This window comes from Pseudomonas sp. GX19020, assembly GCF_023371075.1.
Taxonomy (GTDB): Bacteria; Pseudomonadota; Alphaproteobacteria; order Rhodobacterales; family Rhodobacteraceae; genus Pseudogemmobacter.
Genome location: NZ_JAMCCR010000005.1, coordinates 47529 through 64928, shown reverse-complemented (window position 1 = coordinate 64928; position 17400 = coordinate 47529). Strand labels below are relative to the sequence as shown.

The following is a 17400-nucleotide window of genomic DNA, read 5'->3' as shown; positions in this document are numbered from 1 at the left end:
GGTCAGCGCAGTTTGATGCGCGGGTCGATAAGCGGGGAAATCAGGTCGGCGAGAAGGTTGCCGATCACGATGGCAAAGGCCGAGACAAGCGTGACGCCCATGATGATCGGAATGTCGACGCGCTGGATCGCCTGCCAGGCCAGCTGGCCGATGCCGGGCCAGCCAAAGACGCTTTCCACGACCACGATCCCGGACATGAAGATGCCGATATCAATGCCGATCATGGCGATCACCGGCAGGATGGCATTGGGGATGGCATGGCCGAGGATGATCCGCCCGCGCCCCAGACCCTTGGCCCGGGCGGTGCGGATGAAATCGGCGCGCAGCACGTCCAGCATCGAAGACCGCATGATCCGGGCATACCAGCCCGAGCCCAGGATCCCCAAAGTCAGCGCCGGCAAGACCAGATGCGCGAATGTGCCATAGCCGCCGATCGGGAACCAGCCGAGCTTGACCGCAAAGACGTAAAGCAGCAGCAGCGCCACCACGAATTGCGGCGCCGATACCGTGACAAAGCTTGACAGCATCAGCACATTGTCGAGCGCGCGGCCCCGGTAAAGCGCCGCGATGACGCCAAGGGTCAGGCCGATCAGAAGCTCGCAGGTGATCGCGGCCAGCATCAGCAAGAGCGTCGCCGGCAGGCGCGAGGTGATCAGCGCCGCCACTTCGGTCTTTTGCAGATATGAGCGGCCCAGATCGCCTTGCAGCAGGTTCCACAGATAATGGCCATATTGCACGACGAAGGGCTGATCGAGGCCCAGCTGGCGCCGGATGCTGGCGACCGTTTCGGGGGTGGCAGAACGGCCCGCGATCTGGCGCACCGGGTCGGCGGGCAGGACGTAAAGCAACACGAAGGTGATAAACGAGACCCCGAGCAGGATCAGCGCAGAGAGCGCAAGGCGGCGCAGGATATAGGCCAGCATCAGTCGCGCCCCTGTTGTGTCGGGTCAAGAATGTCGCGCAGCGCGTCTCCGACCAGGTTGAAGGCGAGCGCGAGCAGGAGGATCGCGGCGCCGGGGATAAACACCAGCCAGGGCGCGGCCTGGAACCAGGTCTGGTTTTCAAAGATGATATTGCCCCAGGACGGGATCGGCGGCTGCACGCCCACCCCGAGGAAAGACAAAGTCGCCTCCAGAAGCACGGTGGTCGAGATCCCCAGTGTCCCCCAGACGATCAGCGTCGGCAGAAGATGCGGCAGGATATGGCGAAAGAGGATCCGCCCATGCCCGGCGCCCAGCGTCTTTTCGGCCGCGATGAAATCGCGCTCGGCCAGCGAGGAGGTCTGGGTAAAGACCACCCTTGCCGTCTGCACCCAGTTCACGAAAGCGATCACCAGGGCCACGATCCACAAAGACGGCTGAAAGATCGCGGCCAGGCAAATCGCCAGCAACAGCGCCGGAAAAGCCATCATCAGATCGGTGAACCGCATCAGGACCGTGCCGGTGATCCCCCGGAAATAGCCCGCAGTGACCCCGACCAGCGTGCCGATGAACAGGGCCGCGCCATTGGCCACGAGCCCGATGATCAGCGAGGTCTGCGCGCCGTATAGCAGGCGCGACAGCAGATCGCGGCCCAGAAGGTCGGTGCCGAACCAATAGATCGGTCCGGGCGGCAGCGGCGCGCCTTCGAGGGTCAGGCCGTCGAAAAATTGCTCATTCGGATCGAAGGGTGCCAGCCAGTTGGCAAAGACCGCGCCGCCGACACAGATCAAGATGATCAGAAAGCCGAACAGCGCCAGTTTGCGCCCCATCAGGCGGCGCAGCACCGATGGCCCTTTATCGACGGGCGCAGTTACGATCGGGGCAGCGGCGGTCATTTGCGGTCCTCTTTGGCCGGGGTTTCCGCCCGGTGATTGGCCACCAGCCTTGCGGCGGCGATCTCGATGGTAACGCGCCAGGCCATGGCCGTCTGGCGCAAAAGCTCATAGGCCTCGGCTTCGGATTTGCCGCGCAGGACAAAGATCATCACTGCCTGGACCACGGTCTGCCGCGCCGAAAGCCGGTCTTCCAGATCCGCTATCAGCGCATCCGAGGCGCGCGCCCGGTCGTAATTCGCCCGCGCCACCAGAAGGGCTGCATAGACGCCCTTATCGCTTACGGGCTTCAGAAGCTGGGCATGAGCGCCCATGGTCAGCGCCCAGTTCAGCCGCCCCGGCGCTTCGGACCCGATCAGCGCGATCATCGGCATGGGCGAGGCCCCCGGCGCCCAGGGGAATTGCTCATCATGGCCGGTATCGGCGTCGTAAAAGATGAAATCGGCGCTGATCGCCTCGGCAGGCAGATCGGGCCAGGCCTCGCGCAGCTCAAGCCCGATGACCCGGAGCTGGCGTGTCAGCCCCTGGATCGCGGGATGCGGCCGGTGCAGCACAAAGGCCAGCGCATTGCCGAGGTTTTCGGTGCGGACCCGCGTCATGACACCACCCGCAAGACCGGTACCGGCGGCAGATCGCGGTCGCGCGCGGTCAGATAGGGATCGGCGGCGCGCGGCGGCTGGCGCAGGATCTCGTGAAAGCGCCCGTCCCGGATCTGCGCGATCACCACCGGCTGCGCGGCATGGAAATGGGTCGGATCAAGGCGGGAGCGCGTCCCGCCCGGCGCATCGCGCAGCAGTTCAGCAAGGCTCAGCCGCTCGGCCCCGGGGCGGCCGTGCAACAGCCGCGCCAGCTCATGCACCGCACGGCGCGCCATCTCGGCAATCGAGCCGCCGCGCCCTTCGCCAGGCTCGAACCAGGGGCCGGCTGCGATCAGACCCTCGGCCCCGGCCTGGCTGCTTTCGATCTCGCATTCGGTGAAATTGCATGACAGCACCTGGAGCCGCGCCCCGGTCCTGTCGCGCAGATCCCGGAGCTGCGACAGGAAGGCATAATCGCTTTCCCCGACCAGAGAATTCAGGATGAAATCGGGCTGCAAAGCCGCGATCTCGTCGATGATATGACTGGAATCGCAATCACCAAGCGCCAGATAGCGGTCGCCCGCCACCTCGCCGCCAAGCGCCGCGATCCGTTCGCGCGCGATCTGCGCGATCTCCCAGCCCCAGATGTAATTCGAGCCGACCAGATAGCCGCGCCGCCCGAGTGCGGGCAGCGCCCAGTCCAGCAGCGGCAGCAGATGCTGGTTCGGACAGGAATGCAGATAGGCCACGCGTTCCGAGGCCTCAAACCCTTCATAGGGCACAGGGTACCAGAGCACGCCGTCAAAGCGTTCCAGTTCGGGGATCACCTCTTTGCGGCTGGACGATGTGACGCAGCCGAAGATATGGCGCGCCCCGGTTTCGCGCAGGATCTCGCGGCACAAGGGCGCATAGCGGTCGGTACGGCCTTCGGGGTCTCGCCCGCAGACGCGGAAGCACAGGTCGTAATCGGGGCTCGCATTGACCTCGGCCACGCCGCGCAACAGACCCGCCCGGCTGATGACCGAGAGGGCGGCATAATTGCCGCTCTGCGATTGCAGGATGCCGATGTCGATGCTGCGTTTCATCCCGCCCCAAAATGCAAAAAACCCCGCGCCGATCTGCGTGGATAACGCGATCAGAACGGGGCGTGACTGCCAGTATTTGACATAAAGGTAACGCGCCTGCGATCCGAAGGAAAGCCAGAACCGGGATGATACCGGCTTTCTTGGGTCTTTTGCGTAAATTTCGGGCCAAATCCCGGGCTCCTGCCCGCAGAACCGCTTATTTCAGCAGCGCGTCCAGCGGCACGGGTTCCGGGATCGTCCAGGTGCCGACCACGGTCGGCTTGCCGTTTTCGGTGCCGATGATGCGATATTCGGCCTTGTTCTGGTGGTGCAGTTCGGCGGTGAAGGTGCGCGGCCCGAACAGGGTCGGCTCTTCATTCATCTTCTCAAGCTCGGTGACCACGACACCGGTTTCGGTGGTGCCGGTGCGTTCGACGGCTTTGGCCCAGACATCGATCATCAAATAGCCCGGGAAGGTATATTGCGTCGCGGGCGGCGCACTGGTGGCCTCCTCGTATTTCTTCACGAAGGCATTCACTTCCGCGCTCGGATCATCGTCGAAGACCGAGCCCCGGGCCGGCACGTAGAAATTCGACAGATCCGGCACCGCCGACATCCAGTAGCTGCCATCGGCACCCGAGCCGTTCAGGAGCATCGAACCGATCCCCGCCGCGCGGATCTGTTTCACCGCCGAGACAAAGCCCGGCATCATCGAGCACAGCATGATTGCATCTGGCTCTTCCGGCAGCGCCTTGACCCGCGAGATCTGCGCCGCGATCGAGGCATTCTCGTTCAGGAACGTATCCTCGCCGACCAGTTTCGCCTCGGGCAGCTGCGGCAGCGTCCAGTCAAAGCCGTCACAGATCCCTTTATTGTATTCGGTCCAGGTGTCGAGCAGGCGGTAATAGCTCCGCGCGCCTTTTTCCTTATTGGATCATTCCGCCATGGTTGCGCCCTGGACCGGGGCCAGAACCGAGGCCGAGAAGCTGTTCGGCCCGACGCCCTGGATGCCCGCCTTCACCGATTCCGCGCAGATGAAGAAGGAAATCACCCCGAGGCTTTCTGCCGCAAGCGCGGCGGGCGCGCCGAAGTCATAGTCGCAAGAAACGACGACCAGATCCGCGCCCTGATCCACGACAGAAAGCCCGGCTTTCGCGCCTTCGGCCATATCGGTCTTGGTGTCGGCGGTCACCACCTCGATCTGTTTTCCCAAAAGGCCACCAGCCTCGTTGATCTCTTTGATGCGGATCATCGCCGCGTCTTCGGCGGGCTTGTCATAGCCTTGCATGAAACCGGTCTGGGCGGTGGCAAAACCCACCACGATCCGCGCGTCATCCGCCAGCGCCGGGCCGGTAAGGCAGGTGGTCGCAGCCAGCATGGTCATCAGTTTTTTCATTTTTCAGGCTCCCTGTTGGTTGGGTTGTCGCGACGGTTCAGCCGTCGCTTGTATTGCCCCTCGCGGCTAGCGCCGCCAGGGGAGGTTCAATTCGCGATTGCCCATGATGCCGGTCGGGCGGAACATCAGGATCAGGATCATCACGACGCCCAGACCGATCTCCTGCACACCGCCGGGCAGCGCGAAGGTCGTCGTGCCGATCTGTACGCCCGCCTCCAGCCAGCGCAGCATCTGGATCAGGGATGACAGGATCATCACACCCAGCACCGCCCCCGACAATGACCCCATGCCGCCGACCACCAGCATCGAAAGCGTCGTGAAGGTGAGCCCGAGATAGAAGGAGTTCGGTGTCACCACCCCGATTGACAGCGCGCGCATGGCGCCGCCGGCGCCCATCACTGCGCCGGAAAGAATGAAAGCGATCAGGCGCGCGCGGGGAATATCGACGCCAGAGGCGCGGGCGGCGGTCGGCTCGTCCCGCGCGGCCCGGAGGATCAGTCCGTCTCGCGAGATCGAATAGGCCCATGCCAGGATCACCGCAAGGCTTGCGACAGCCAGATAGGGCCAGACCGAGCGGATGATCGGGATGCCGACAATTGATGAGGTGCCGCCGGTCACGCCCGACCAGTTGGAATAGATCGCATTGACCATCGCGAGCATCGCAAAGGTTGCAATCGAGGCGGCGATCCCGGAAAGCCGCATCAGGATCGCGTTGAAAATCCCGGCCCAGAGCGCCGCGAGGCCAGCGGCGGCCCACCAGCCGATCTCCATGCTCATCAGCCAGTCGGGCAGGCCCGGCATGGCGTTTTTCTTCATCATCGGCCGGATCGTGGTCCAGGCCACGACATAGTCGCCAAGGCAGGCAAAAGCGGCATGGCCGAAACTGATCACGCCCGAATTGCCGATGAAGATGTAAAGACCGGTCACCAGCGTCACCTGCACCAGCATGTCGATGATTGTCTGGTTGAAGGGCGCGACCCGACCGCCCAGGACAGGATCGCGAAGGTGGCCAGCAGCAGGATCAGGATCACCGGCGCCGCAAAGGTCTTGCGCAGGATGGTCAGAGAGGAGGTCTGGCGCATGCGTTACACCCTTCCCTTCATGTCGCCTGCGCTCAGGATCCCCTGTGAGCGGAAAATCAGCACGAGGATCACCGCGCCATAGACAAAGGCATCGCGGAAGGCGCGGGCCTCGGGCGGCAAAAGCGCCTGCAGAAGGGTCGCCGTGGCACCCAGCAGAAAGCCTGCCAGCACTGCGCCGGCAAAGCTTCCCATGCCGCCGATCACGGTTGCGATAAAGGCCATCAGCATGACATTGGCGCCCATCATGATACTGGCTGTGCCGGTCTGGCTGCCGAGGATCAACGCAATGGCCGCTGCCAGCGCGCCGGAAAGCGCGAAGGCGATCATGATCACCCGGTTGGCGCGTACGCCAAGCATCCGCGCCATGGTGAAATTCTCGGCTGCCGCCCGCATCTCAAGCCCGAAACGGGTGCGGCGCAGGAAGATGGTCAGCCCAACCAGAACGCCCACCCTCACGAGAATGGTGATCAGCTGCAACAGGGGCATGCGGGCGCCGAGAACGGTGACCGGCTGGCTCAGTTCGGGAAGCAGCGCGATGGATTTCGGCCGGCTGGAATTCAGCATCAGAAGGAAATAGCGGATGACAAAGCCAAGCGAGAAAGAGGCGATCATCATGGTTGCGGGGCTGGTGTTGCGAAACCTGCGGAAGATGACAAATTCGCACAGGACCGAAAGTCCGGCCCCCATCGCCAGCACGAAGGGTACCAGCAGGAACCAGGACAGATTGCCTGCAAAAACAATGGCTATGGCATTGACTGATGGCCATAAAGGCGCGAAAATGCAAAAGGCGATCACATCGCCATGGGTGAAATTCATCAGCCGCATCACCCCGAAGATCAGCGCGATCCCCAATGCGCCAAGCGCGTAAAGCGAGCCCAGCGACAGCGCGTCGCAGATGATCTGAAGCGCGCTCATGCCTGTTTTCCATATCCGAAATAGGCGGCTTCGATGGCCTCACTTTCGCCAAGTGCGCGGGCGTCGCCGTCAAGCACGATCTCGCCGCCCCGCATCAGCATCATGCGGCCCCCGACCAGCATCGCGCGGGTCGAATTTTTCTCGACGATCAGCAGCGTCACGCGCCGTTCCTGTTGCAAAGCGATCAGGCGTTCGTAAACCTGATCGGTGATGTTCGGCGCGAGGCCGAGCGAGGGCTCATCAATCGCGATCAGCCGCGGATGCGTCATCAGCGCCCGCCCGATCACCAGCATCTGCTGCTGCCCGCCCGACAAAAGCCCGGCCTGGGAATGGCGGCGCTCTTTCAGGATCGGGAAAGTCGCATATACCGCCTCGAGTTCCGCCATTGCCCGGGCACGCCAGCCATTCTCGCCCGAATGCATCCCGATGCCGACCATCAGATTTTCCTCGATGGTCAGGCTTGCGAAAACATCGCGCCCCTCGGGCACCATCGACAGCCCGAGCCGCGCGATTGTCTCGGGCACAAGTCCGGTAATATCGCACCCGGCAAAGTCGATGCGGCCGCCGGCGGGCGGTGTCACCCCGGCAATCGCGCGCAGGAGAGAGCTTTTGCCCGCCCCGTTCGGGCCGGTAATGAAGAGCACTTCGCCTTCATACAGAGAGAAGCTGACATTCCTGACAGCGGTCAGGCGGGAATAGCGCACCCCGATATCCGAGACCGTCAACAGGCTCATATGAGGGCCTCCTGAACCGGCAGACCGGTTTCGGCGGCGGTGCCCATATAGGCGTGACGCACCCTTTCGCTCGCGCGGATGGCGGCGGGTGGGCCGGTCTCGATCACGGCGCCGGAGTCGAGCACTACGATATGGTCACAAACCCCCAGAACGAGGCCGACATTATGCTCGATCAGCAGAACGCCGCAGTCCCTTTCCCGCGCGATGCGGCGTATCAGGTCAGAGAGGTCACGCGCCTCCTGGGCACTCATCCCGGCCGCAGGTTCATCCAGCAACAGGAAATCCGGCGCCCGCATCAAAGCGCGGCCAATGGCCACGCGACGTTCGTCTGTATAGGGCAGGGTGCGGGCGATGGGGTCGGCCAGGGCTGATATGCCGATCCAGGCGAGCATCTCTTCCGCCTCCTGGATTGCGGCAGAGCGCGACAGGCCGAGACCAAGCCCGGTGACTTCCAGATTGTCGATCACCGGCAGGTCACGAAACAGCCGGCTGCCCTGAAAAGTGCGGGCAATACCACGCCGCCGCATCTCATGTGCCGCAAGCCCCTTGAGGCTGGCGCCGTCCAGAAGGACAGCGCCCGAGGTCGGGGCGTGAAACCCCGTCAGCACATTGACGAGGGTGGTCTTGCCCGCTCCGTTCGGCCCGATCAGCCCGAGGATCTGGCCGGATCTGGCCGGATCTGACCTGCAGTCTGACCTCTGACAGAGCCTTCAGCCCCGCAAAGGCGACGCATACCCCGTCCGCGCTGAGTTCGCTCATGTCGCCCCTTTTCCTTTGGTGATGAGATAGGATCCGCTTTCATCAAGCCGCGCAGTTCAGCCCGGCTCGATGACGATGGTGGTGGTGACTTCCTCGATCACGGCTGGGCCTGTGATGCGGTCGCCCGCGCCCAGTTTCGCGCCGTCATAGATCGGGGTTTTTACCCGGGTGCCGTCCGCCCGGAACACCGACTCGCGATGCGCTTTCACCGCGCCGTCGGCACCGTTGCCTGCCGCGATTGTCATCCGTGCCGGTTTGTGGACCAGCCCGTAAACCGTGCTTTCGATATTGACGACCTCGACCACCGAATACGGCTCGGCATAGGTGTAGAGCTGTTCGTGGCGGCGCTGGAAAGCGTCTTTGATCCGCGCGATGCTGCTGTCATCGACCACAAAAGTGTCGATTTCCACGGTGCATTCATGGATCTGGCCGACATAGCGCATATCAAGGCTGCGTTTGACGCGGCTGGTCGCCTGGTCGAACCCGTCCCCGCGCAGTTGTCCGAGACCCTGGGCTTCGATCTGGCTGAACAGCGCGTCGATTTTTGCAGCCGCGCCCGGCGCATCCAGCCGCAAAGGCGAGGTGGCCATTTAGTTGTATTTCCCATCCGAGATGATCTGACCAAAGGCGCAGAGCCCGGAGGCGAGTTTCGGCACCACGATTGTGTCGATCCCGATCGCATCCGCCAGCGCCGCGATATGCGCCGCCGTGGCACCGCCCGCGCCCACCAGCACGAAATCACGCGGGTCATAGCCACGTTCCACCGTCACCCGGCGGATGCCATTCACCATATTGGCGTTGACGATGGTGAACATGCCATAAGCCGCGTGCTCAAGGCTCATGTGCAGAGGGTCGGCGAGGCGCGTCTTCACCGCCGCTGCGGCCCCATCTGCATCAGCCCCATCTCGTCGATCCAGCCGATAGAGCCGCCACCCGCGCCGAGTGTTTTCACCTGGATCATCGGCACCCCGATCCGGTAGCGCAGGAAGTCAATGTTCTTGTTGATATTGGTCGAGCCGTCTTTCGTCAGCGTGATATCGAAAGAGGTGCCGCCCATATCGACGGTGATCACATCTCTTTTGCCGAATGGCGCGCAGACATATTGCCCCGCGACCGGTGCCGAGGCGGGGCCGGAATTGATCGCATAGACCGAGCTGTCGGTGATCACCTGACCCACCGCGAGGCCGCCATTCGACTGGTAACAGCGCACCGGTTGTTTCGCGCCGAGCGAGCGGAAATAGCCGTCCACCGCCTCGACATACCGTTTCATGATCGGCGCGAGATAGGCGTTCACGACAGCGGTCGAGGTGCGGGTATATTCGCGCACCTGGGGATAGAGGCCTGACCCAAGGGTCAGGATCACATCGGGCATCATCTCGCGCACGATTTCAGCTGCGCGCGCCTCTTGACCCGGATGCAGCACCGACCAGACGAAGCTGATTGCCACCGTGACGATGCCTTCGGCCAGGAATAATTCGCAGGCGGCGCGGATATCAGCCTCGTTCAGCGCCTCGCGCACCTCATCGGTCGAAAGGACGCGTTCACGCACGCCGCGCCGCAGATAGCGCGGCACGAGCATCGTCGCGGGCGGATATTCCGGGTCGTAGCGGTAGCCGTCTTCCTTATGGCCCAGCCGGATTTCCAGGCTGTCTTCATGGCCGGCAGTGCAGATCAGCCCGGTTTTTGCGCCCTGATGCTGGATCAGCGCGTTAAGCCCGACGGTCGTCCCGTTGATGCAGAGATCGCAGTTCGGGATAATCTGATCGGCGGGCACGCCGGGCTCCTCCGCGATGATCGCGAGGCCGTTTTTGATGGCGAGCGTCGGATCCTGCGGCGTCGAGAGCGCCTTGAAAAGCCGCACCTGCCCGGACCTGTCGGCCAGCACGAAGTCGGTGAAGGTGTCGCCGGCGTCGATGCCAAGTCTGTATTGAGATTTCATAGTGTCACCCTCCTTATTTCGCAGCCTGCGCACGACGGGTCGCGCGCAGGGCTTCGGTTGCACCGCTATCCACGCTCAGCGTGTCAGGGTCGGAGATGATGACGCCGTAATCTTCCTTCGCGCCCCGGATCGAGACGAGGCCGTTTTTCACATCAGTGACCACGCTCGCCACGGCCCGCTCCATCGGGTCGGCGCCGGTTCTGGCTGCCGCGTTCAGAATGGCCTGTACCGAAAGGTAGCTCTTTTTGCCGCGGGCGGCCCGAGACTCACCGCCTCATCGGCCAGCTGCACAGGGAGGCTGTCGCGGTCGGCCTCGGAATGCACCGCAACCGTCGCGATGCCGAGATCCCGGGCCGCACGGATGATCCGCACGGCAATTTCACCCCGGTTGGCGACCAGCAGTTTGCGGATCATCAGGACAATTCCGCGAGCATGGCTCCGGCCATCACGGGCTCTTCGTTATAGGTCACGAATTGCACATTCCTGCCGGCGACATCGGATTTCACCTCGTGAAAGCTCTTCATCACCTCGATCAGCCCGATCACCTCGCCCACGGCCACATCATCGCCATCGGCCTTGAAGGGCGGCTGATCGGGCGAGGCAGAGCGGTAAAAGGTGCCGGGCAGGGGAACAGGATTTGGGCCATGGTTTGCCACTCAGACAAAGGATTGGAGGACGGCGCGCACCGCGCGGGCGATATCGACCGCATTGGGCGTGTCGGAATGGATGCAGATGGTCTCGCAGCGGGTCGGAAAGAGCGAGCCATCCGTGGCGATACCCCGGCCTTCGGTGATGGCCCGCAGGCAGCGTTCTGCCATCTCATCGGGGTCTTTCGCGTCAGGTTCGCGGGTCACGATCAGGCTGCCATCGGGGCGGTAATCGAGATCGCCGTAAAATTCGGCAATCATGCGATGGCCGCGCGCCGGATAGTATTGCTATTGGTTTTCAGGGATGGTGGCGCGACGCGGGCCTTTGTGGCAAATACGAAATTATGCGATTTTTTATCTGAAAAATTGATACAGAATTCGTATATGTCTCTGACCCTGAAACAGCTGAGATATTTCGCCACCGCCGCCGAGACGGGGCAGATCAGTCATGCAGCGATCGAGATGAATATCTCGCAATCGGCAGTGACCGCGGCGATCCAGGAATTGCAGGCCGGGCTTGGGTCAAGCTTTTGTCGCGCAGCCCGAAGGGGATGGTGCTGACGCCTGAAGGGGCGTGGTTCCTCTCGCGGGCCCGCACAATCCTTGCCACGGTCGAAGACGCGGTGCGCAGCCCGCTTGGCGATGAGGTCGGGGCGACGGGGCTGCTTCGTCTTGGCATGTCCTGCACGGTGGCTGGTTATTTCATGGCGCGCCATGCGGCGGCGTTCCGGCGGTCTTACCCCGGTATCACGCTGGGATTGCATGAGATGCCACGCCCGGCCATCGAGGTCGCCCTTGTGGCGGGCGATCTGGATATCGCGGTGATGCTGACCTCTAACCTCGACAATAAGGAGGAGCTGGATTTCGAGACCCTCTTCCGCTCGCGCCGAAGGCTCTGGCTTGCGACCGAACACCCATTGCTGACCGAGCCGCTGGTGCCGGTCGAGGCGGTGATCCGCGAACCCTATATCATGCTGACGGTGGATGAGGCCGACCGCACCCAGGCGAAGTTCTGGCAAGGTTTCGGCATCCGGCCCCGGGTGATCTTCGAAACCTCATCGGTCGAAGCGGTGCGCTCGATGGTGGCGAGCGGCATGGGCGTCACCATCCTGAGCGATATGGTCTACTGGCCCTGGTCGCCTGAAGGGCAGCGGATCGAACAGCGCCCGGTCGCTGAAGGGGTGCCCAGCATGGATGTCGGGCTGAGCTGGTCAAAGGGCAGGGTGCTTTCGCCCCCCGCCCGGGTGTTTCGCGCCTTTCTCGGGCTGGCCACCGGGGGAGGCGGCTGAGCTCTCAGCGGTTGCTGTCGATCCAGCGCGACAGGAGCTGACGGTCGCGGAAGCATTCATCCGGCACCGCGCGATGTTTGATCCGGGCAAGCTTTTCGGCGAACGCGACCTGTTTCGAGGTCGGCTGATTGTCCTGCACTGGTTTCAGCCCCGCCTGCGCCTCGATCCAGGCGCTGAGACTGCGGCGATCCTGCTGAACCTCCCATGGCAGGAGGGTCTTGTTGCGCAATGCCAGCGAGCGGGCATAGGCAATCTGGCGCGGTGTCACCGGCATGATGAAACTGGCAGCTTCCATAGCGGTCTCCCTTCTGTTCATAAAGATGAACATAGAACATAAGGGGAACATTTTCAAGTGAGACCCTGATCGGGCCCTCTGAGGGCCCGATCAACACTGCGCGAGGGGTAAATCGGGGCGTCAGTGATGCGAGGGCGCATCCTTGTTGCCCTGGATCAGGCCCGCACCCGCCGCGAGACCTTCGGTAAAGTCGATGGCAAGGCGCTGAACGTCATTGGCCCGCACATCCTGCATCAGATCATCGGCCTCTTCCGGGGTGTCGCCCAGCCGCACCAGCGCCGCGTGGCCAAGCGCCAGCGCTGAATCGCGGGTCTCCCGGATCTGGAAATCGGCATCTGCCTTCATCAGCGCAACCGCATGTTCCCGGTCCCAGGCGCGGGCGAAGACCGGCACCAGCGGGAATTCGTGTTTCACCAGCCCGACGATTTTCAGCGTGGCTTCGGGGTCATCGGTGGCGGCGACGATCAGGCTCGCCTCTGCCGCGCCGGCATTCCTGAGGATATCCAGGCGCGTGCCATCGCCATACCAGACGCGGAAGCCGAAATCAGCCGCATCGCGGATCACCTGCGCATCGGAATCGATGATCGAGACCGTATAGCCGCGTTTCAGCAGCGGCTGGCTAACCATCTGGCCAAAGCGGCCAAAGCCGATCAGCAGGATATTGGCGTTCAGGCCGCTCGCCTCTTCGACCCCCTCCAGCGAAACCTCGGCCTTTGGCGAGAAGCGGTCAAAAAGGATCATCATCAGGGGCGTGAGCGCCATGGAGCAGATCACGATGGCGGTCAGGGTCGCATTCCATTCCGCCGTCAGCACTCCGACCTGGGTGGCGGTGGCGTAAAGCACGAAGGCGAATTCCCCGCCCTGGGCCATGACCACCGCGCGCTCCCGCGCCTCGGCTCTCGGCGTTTTCAGAAGCCGCGCCACGCTGTAGATCACCAGCATTTTCAGGATGATATAGACCGGCACGCAAAAGGCGATCAGTGCCGCATTCTCGCGGATCACGGTGAGGTTCAGCGCCATGCCAACCCCCATGAAAAAGAGGCCGAGCAAAAGGCCCCGGAAGGGCTCGACATCGGTTTCCAGCTGGTGGCGATAGCTCGATTCCGACAGGAGTACGCCTGCGAGGAAGGCGCCCATTGCCATCGAAAGCCCGCCCGCCTGCATCAAAAGCGCCGCCGCCAGCACGACAAGCAGCGCGGCCGCCGTCATCACATCCCGCCCGCCAAACCGTGCCAGAAATCCGAACATCGGATCAAGGAGATAGCGCCCGGCCACAACCAGCACCACGATACAGCCAAGCCCGGCCCCGATGTCTTGCACCCGGTCCATCATCGTGGCTTCCTCGGCGCCAGGTGCAATAAAGGCGACGATTGCCAGGAGCGGCACGATGGCGAGATCCTCGAGCAGGAGGATCGAAATGATCCGCCGCCCGGCCGGGGTCTCCATCTGCCGCCGCTCCGACAGCATCTGCATGACGACCGCGGTTGAGGTCAGCACAAAGCCGGTGCCCGCGACAAAACTTGCTGAGGCCGGATAGCCAAGCGCCAGCCCGACGCAAGTCAGCACCGCGATAGCCCCGACCACCTGGATCAGCCCCAGCCCGAAAATCTCGCCGCGCATCGACCAGAGCCGCGACGGCTGCATTTCGAGCCCGATCACAAACAGAAAGAGCACAACACCGAGTTCGGCGACATGGATGACCGCCTCGGCATCCTCGATCACCTTCAGACCGAATGGTCCGATCAGAAGGCCCGCTGCGAGAAAACCCAGGACCGAGCCAAGCCCGAGCCGCCTGAACAAGGGCACGGCGATCACCGCTGCGGCCAGAAGAATGACAATGGTGGTCAGATCGACCCCGCCGCCGTGAAGCGCAGCCACTTCGGCCGCCCCCGCGCCCTGTTCCGCCATCTGCGGTTCTCCTGTTGCAATCGTAAGCCGTGCCACAACCATTCGGGCAACGGATCACATACCCGTGACCTGAGAAATGTTAGCTGTATTCCAGTGACACGGCGAGAAAGATTTCATCGGTGCCGCGCGGAGCATGGCAAATGTGTCCGAAGATGCCGTAAACGGTCGTGTTGTCGCGTCAGGTGCCGTGGCCGCGCATATCCATCCCACGTGACAGGCAGATCGCAGGATTATGCAAGGCGCGATGGCCATATAGGCTGAAACCGGACGGCCAGACTGCCTGTTTCAGGTGATGCACCCGGGGCGTTGCGAGATTTCGCCAACCGGATTGCGCCAGCTTTGAAAAAGACCGGCTAAATATAGGCCGGAACGGTGCAAATCCGTATGAATTCGGTCAGATTCACCTGGCGCGCAGAAGCACCTTCCGGCACAGGTCCAGCTGCAAGGGGTATTTCGAGAAAATTCGTCTGAGCCTGATCTCTTACACTACCGGTTTCGCTCATGATATTCATGAATATAATCTGCCTTTGAAATCGTTGACATTCCCAGGCTCCCAAAGGATTTTATCACTTGATTCAGGTGCCGGGGGAAGCCCCGGTTAAAAGGGAATCCGGTAAGGCCAGTGCCAAATCCGGAGCTGCCCCCGCAACTGTGAGCGGCGAGCCTGTCCGAAATGCCACTGGCGCATATGCTGCGCCGGGAAGGCCGGACAAGGTTACGACCCGCAAGTCAGGAAACCTGCCTGGATTGATCACCTGTTCCGGCCGCGGTGGGCGTGTCGGGAGCGGCCGTTCCGCAAAGGTGACTGCAAAGGCCCGTGTGACATCTGTCGCCCGGGGCCGGCTTCGCGACATCCGTCGCGGAGTGTCTGTGGTTTTACGGCCTGTCTTTTCAGGCCGCTCAGAAGGCATGTCACAATGACAGAAGGTTTCACTTTCAGGGTTACGAAGATTGGCTTCGACGAGAATTACATTCCCGCCGAAAATACGCGCATCACCACCAATTTTGCCAATCTTGCCAGAGGGGAACATCGCCGGGAGAATTTGCGAAACACTCTGGCGATGATCACTAACCGGTTCAATTCTCTGGCGGGTTGGGACAACCCTGAAGGTGACCGGTATTCCGTCGGGGTTGAGATCATATCTGTCGACATGGATATGGGGGATGCCGAAACTGCGGGCGTTTTCCCGATTATTGAGATTTTGAAGACAAAAATCCTTGATCACAAGAGCCGTAAGGTCATTGATGGGGCCGCGGGGAATAATTTCTCTTCATATGTACGGGACTATGATTTCAGCATAGCGCTCCCCGAGTATAATAAAGGGAAATCCGTGTTCGCCGAGCCAGAAGGCTTTGGAAACCTGCATGGAAATCTGTTCAGGAGTTTCGTTAGATCTGAGGTCTATCGTCAGAATTTCAGCAAAACACCTGTGATATGTCTCAGTGTGTCAAGCAACAGAACCTATATTCGAACCGATATCACTCATCCTATTCTTGGTGCTGAATACAGGCAGGATGAAGCATCTCTGACCGACAGATATTTTGCAAAAATGGGCATGAAGGTTCGCTGTTTCATGCCGCCGGGCGCCGTAGCCCCCCTGGCTTTTTACTTCATGGGGGATCTTCTGGCTGATTATACAAATCTGGAAATGATCAGTGCCATCAGCACGATGGAGACATTCCAGAAGATCTATCGCCCGGAAATCTACAACGCCAATGCCGCCGCGGGCAGCTGCTATCACCCAAGCCTGAAACATCAGGACTATTCTCTGACGCGGATTGTCTATGACCGCGAAGAGCGCAGCCGTCTGGCGCTGGAGCAGGCCAGGTTCGCGGAAGAGCATTTTATCAGGCCGCATCAGGCCAGGCTTTCGCAATGGTCAGCCAGTTTCGCGCTTTGACAGAATAAAAAAGGTCCCCCACTATGAATAAACTTCTTCCCACCGCCACCGCCGGAAGTCTTCCCAAACCGTCCTGGCTGGCCGAGCCCGAGAAACTCTGGTCGCCCTGGAAACTGGAAGGGGAAACACTTGCCGAAGGCAGGCAGGATGCGTTGCGCCTTGCGCTGGACGATCAGCAGCAGTCGGGCATCGACATTGTGAGCGACGGCGAACAGACCCGCCAGCATTTCGTCACCACGTTCATCGAACATCTTGAAGGCGTTGACTTTGAGAAACGAGAAACCGTCAGGATCAGGGATCGTTATGATGCCAGCGTGCCGACCGTCACCGGTGCCGTGGCGCGCAGCAGACCGGTCTTTGTCGAGGATGCAAAATTCCTGCGGCGGCAGACAAAACAGCCGATCAAATGGGCGCTGCCCGGCCCCATGACCATGATCGACACGCTCTATGATGCGCATTACAAAAGCCGGGAAAAGCTGGCCTGGGAATTTGCAACGATCCTGAATCAGGAGGCGCGTGAACTGGAAGCCGCAGGCGTCGATATCATCCAGTTTGATGAGCCCGCCTTTAATGTGTTTTTCGATGAAGTCAATGACTGGGGGATTGCCGCATTGGAGCGGGCAGTTGAAGGTCTGAAATGCCAGACCGCAGTTCATATCTGCTATGGTTACGGCATCAAAGCCAATACGGACTGGAAGAAGACACTCGGCACCGAATGGCGCCAATATGAAAAGATCTTCCCGAAGCTGCAGGCGTCAAGCATTGATATGATTTCGCTTGAATGCCATAATTCGCATGTGCCGATGGATCTGATTGAACTGATCCGGGGCAAAAAGGTGATGGTTGGTGCCATCGATGTGGCTTCCGAACGGGTCGAGACGCCGGAGGAAGTGGCCAATACGCTGCGCAAAGCGCTGAAATTCGTAGATGCCGAGAACCTTTGTCCCTGCACCAATTGCGGCATGGCACCGCTGCCGCGCCATATCGCAAGGGCAAAGTTGCAGGCTCTGGGTGCCGGTGCCGAGATTATCCGCAAAGAACTGCAGGCATAATCAGATCGCATCGCCATGCCGCCGGAGA

19 protein-coding genes, 3 pseudogenes and 1 riboswitch are annotated in these 17400 nt (G+C 61.5%); of the genes and pseudogenes, 3 read left to right on the top strand and 19 right to left on the bottom strand.

The window, feature by feature from the left end:
• Positions 1–2: 2 nt before the first annotated feature.
• The 17 genes and pseudogenes from M3484_RS10755 to M3484_RS10675 all read right to left on the bottom strand — a co-directional run bounded on the left by M3484_RS10755 (position 3) and on the right by M3484_RS10675 (position 11188).
• Positions 3–923: an ABC transporter permease gene (locus M3484_RS10755; RefSeq protein ID WP_249496864.1), complete on the bottom strand. Its 921-nt coding sequence runs from the start codon at positions 921–923 to the stop codon at positions 3–5.
• Positions 923–1816, bottom strand: a complete 894-nt coding sequence (locus tag M3484_RS10750) for an ABC transporter permease (protein ID WP_283258396.1) — start codon at positions 1814–1816, stop codon at positions 923–925. Before M3484_RS10750 ends, M3484_RS10755 begins: the two co-directional genes overlap by 1 nt.
• A complete protein-coding gene (locus M3484_RS10745) occupies positions 1813–2412 on the bottom strand; it encodes an ANTAR domain-containing response regulator (protein ID WP_249496863.1) in 600 nt (199 codons plus the stop codon). The genes M3484_RS10750 and M3484_RS10745 overlap by 4 nt, the downstream gene beginning before the upstream one ends.
• Positions 2409–3476, bottom strand: a complete 1068-nt coding sequence (locus M3484_RS10740) for a transporter substrate-binding protein (protein WP_249496862.1) — start codon at positions 3474–3476, stop codon at positions 2409–2411. Before M3484_RS10740 ends, M3484_RS10745 begins: the two co-directional genes overlap by 4 nt.
• 196 nt (positions 3477–3672) lie before the next feature.
• A pseudogene (locus M3484_RS10735) lies at positions 3673–4833 on the bottom strand (ABC transporter substrate-binding protein).
• Between the two features lie 84 nt (positions 4834–4917).
• Positions 4918–5799, bottom strand: a complete 882-nt coding sequence (locus M3484_RS10730; protein ID WP_249496861.1) for a branched-chain amino acid ABC transporter permease — start codon at positions 5797–5799, stop codon at positions 4918–4920.
• The gene (locus M3484_RS10725; protein ID WP_249496860.1) at positions 5784–5933 is read right to left on the bottom strand and encodes a hypothetical protein; all 150 of its coding nucleotides are present in this window, start codon (positions 5931–5933) and stop codon (positions 5784–5786) included. The genes M3484_RS10730 and M3484_RS10725 overlap by 16 nt, the downstream gene beginning before the upstream one ends.
• A 3-nt stretch (positions 5934–5936) precedes the next feature.
• Complete coding sequence (locus M3484_RS10720) at positions 5937–6848, bottom strand: branched-chain amino acid ABC transporter permease (protein WP_249496859.1); 912 nt, start codon at positions 6846–6848, stop codon at positions 5937–5939.
• The gene (locus tag M3484_RS10715; RefSeq protein WP_249496858.1) at positions 6845–7582 is read right to left on the bottom strand and encodes an ABC transporter ATP-binding protein; all 738 of its coding nucleotides are present in this window, start codon (positions 7580–7582) and stop codon (positions 6845–6847) included. Before M3484_RS10715 ends, M3484_RS10720 begins: the two co-directional genes overlap by 4 nt.
• Positions 7579–8241: an ABC transporter ATP-binding protein gene (locus M3484_RS10710; protein WP_502942454.1), complete on the bottom strand. Its 663-nt coding sequence runs from the start codon at positions 8239–8241 to the stop codon at positions 7579–7581. Before M3484_RS10710 ends, M3484_RS10715 begins: the two co-directional genes overlap by 4 nt.
• A gap of 156 nt (positions 8242–8397) precedes the next feature.
• Positions 8398–8931: a hydantoinase/oxoprolinase family protein gene (locus tag M3484_RS10705; protein ID WP_249496856.1), complete on the bottom strand. Its 534-nt coding sequence runs from the start codon at positions 8929–8931 to the stop codon at positions 8398–8400.
• Positions 8932–9183: a hydantoinase/oxoprolinase family protein gene (locus M3484_RS10700; protein WP_249496855.1), complete on the bottom strand. Its 252-nt coding sequence runs from the start codon at positions 9181–9183 to the stop codon at positions 8932–8934.
• Between the two features lie 26 nt (positions 9184–9209).
• Positions 9210–10280: a hydantoinase/oxoprolinase N-terminal domain-containing protein gene (locus tag M3484_RS10695; RefSeq protein ID WP_249496854.1), complete on the bottom strand. Its 1071-nt coding sequence runs from the start codon at positions 10278–10280 to the stop codon at positions 9210–9212.
• A gap of 13 nt (positions 10281–10293) precedes the next feature.
• Positions 10294–10452, bottom strand: coding sequence for a hypothetical protein (locus M3484_RS10690; protein WP_249496989.1), 159 nt, complete (start codon positions 10450–10452; stop codon positions 10294–10296).
• A 15-nt stretch (positions 10453–10467) separates the two neighbouring features.
• Positions 10468–10694 (bottom strand): annotated as a pseudogene (locus M3484_RS10685) (biotin carboxylase N-terminal domain-containing protein); the annotation flags it as partial.
• Complete coding sequence (locus tag M3484_RS10680; RefSeq protein ID WP_249496853.1) at positions 10694–10936, bottom strand: acetyl-CoA carboxylase; 243 nt, start codon at positions 10934–10936, stop codon at positions 10694–10696. The pseudogene M3484_RS10685 and the gene M3484_RS10680, both read right to left, overlap by 1 nt.
• Positions 10937–11188, bottom strand: coding sequence for a LamB/YcsF family protein (locus M3484_RS10675; RefSeq protein WP_249496852.1), 252 nt, complete (start codon positions 11186–11188; stop codon positions 10937–10939).
• Between the two features lie 123 nt (positions 11189–11311).
• On the opposite strand from M3484_RS10675, the pseudogene M3484_RS10670 reads away from it, so the two are divergent.
• A pseudogene (locus M3484_RS10670) lies at positions 11312–12216 on the top strand (LysR family transcriptional regulator).
• A gap of 4 nt (positions 12217–12220) precedes the next feature.
• Here M3484_RS10670 and M3484_RS10665 read toward each other — a convergent pair.
• Together M3484_RS10665 and M3484_RS10660 are read right to left on the bottom strand one after the other, a co-directional pair.
• Positions 12221–12511 carry a hypothetical protein gene (locus M3484_RS10665; protein ID WP_092902324.1) on the bottom strand — a complete coding sequence of 97 codons (291 nt, stop codon included), beginning with the start codon at positions 12509–12511 and terminating at the stop codon, positions 12221–12223.
• A 120-nt stretch (positions 12512–12631) separates the two neighbouring features.
• Entirely contained in the window at positions 12632–14419 is a 1788-nt protein-coding gene (locus M3484_RS10660) for a monovalent cation:proton antiporter-2 (CPA2) family protein (protein WP_249496851.1), read from the bottom strand.
• A gap of 560 nt (positions 14420–14979) precedes the next feature.
• A riboswitch (cobalamin riboswitch) is annotated at positions 14980–15179 on the top strand.
• A 157-nt stretch (positions 15180–15336) separates the two neighbouring features.
• Between M3484_RS10660 and M3484_RS10655 the strand changes: the two genes are divergently transcribed.
• Together M3484_RS10655 and M3484_RS10650 are read left to right on the top strand one after the other, a co-directional pair.
• Complete coding sequence (locus M3484_RS10655; RefSeq protein ID WP_249496850.1) at positions 15337–16320, top strand: DUF1852 domain-containing protein; 984 nt, start codon at positions 15337–15339, stop codon at positions 16318–16320.
• Positions 16321–16343: 23 nt separating this feature from the next.
• Positions 16344–17372, top strand: a complete 1029-nt coding sequence (locus M3484_RS10650; RefSeq protein WP_249496849.1) for a methionine synthase — start codon at positions 16344–16346, stop codon at positions 17370–17372.
• The last annotated feature ends 28 nt before the right edge of the window (positions 17373–17400 follow it).

Coding starts and splice junctions, on each gene's coding strand:
- M3484_RS10705 (WP_249496856.1), bottom strand. CDS start 8,931: ATGGCCACCTCGCCTTTGCGGCTGGATGCGCCGGGCGCGGCTGCAAAA.
- M3484_RS10725 (WP_249496860.1), bottom strand. CDS start 5,933: ATGCGCCAGACCTCCTCTCTGACCATCCTGCGCAAGACCTTTGCGGCG.
- M3484_RS10740 (WP_249496862.1), bottom strand. CDS start 3,476: ATGAAACGCAGCATCGACATCGGCATCCTGCAATCGCAGAGCGGCAAT.
- M3484_RS10675 (WP_249496852.1), bottom strand. CDS start 11,188: ATGATTGCCGAATTTTACGGCGATCTCGATTACCGCCCCGATGGCAGC.
- M3484_RS10715 (WP_249496858.1), bottom strand. CDS start 7,582: ATGAGCCTGTTGACGGTCTCGGATATCGGGGTGCGCTATTCCCGCCTG.
- M3484_RS10730 (WP_249496861.1), bottom strand. CDS start 5,799: ATGCTGGTGCAGGTGACGCTGGTGACCGGTCTTTACATCTTCATCGGC.
- M3484_RS10655 (WP_249496850.1), top strand. CDS start 15,337: ATGACAGAAGGTTTCACTTTCAGGGTTACGAAGATTGGCTTCGACGAG.
- M3484_RS10700 (WP_249496855.1), bottom strand. CDS start 9,183: ATGAGCCTTGAGCACGCGGCTTATGGCATGTTCACCATCGTCAACGCC.
- M3484_RS10750 (WP_283258396.1), bottom strand. CDS start 1,816: ATGACCGCCGCTGCCCCGATCGTAACTGCGCCCGTCGATAAAGGGCCA.
- M3484_RS10660 (WP_249496851.1), bottom strand. CDS start 14,419: ATGGCGGAACAGGGCGCGGGGGCGGCCGAAGTGGCTGCGCTTCACGGC.
- M3484_RS10665 (WP_092902324.1), bottom strand. CDS start 12,511: ATGGAAGCTGCCAGTTTCATCATGCCGGTGACACCGCGCCAGATTGCC.
- M3484_RS10755 (WP_249496864.1), bottom strand. CDS start 923: ATGCTGGCCTATATCCTGCGCCGCCTTGCGCTCTCTGCGCTGATCCTG.
- M3484_RS10650 (WP_249496849.1), top strand. CDS start 16,344: ATGAATAAACTTCTTCCCACCGCCACCGCCGGAAGTCTTCCCAAACCG.
- M3484_RS10720 (WP_249496859.1), bottom strand. CDS start 6,848: ATGAGCGCGCTTCAGATCATCTGCGACGCGCTGTCGCTGGGCTCGCTT.
- M3484_RS10745 (WP_249496863.1), bottom strand. CDS start 2,412: ATGACGCGGGTCCGCACCGAAAACCTCGGCAATGCGCTGGCCTTTGTG.
- M3484_RS10695 (WP_249496854.1), bottom strand. CDS start 10,280: ATGAAATCTCAATACAGACTTGGCATCGACGCCGGCGACACCTTCACC.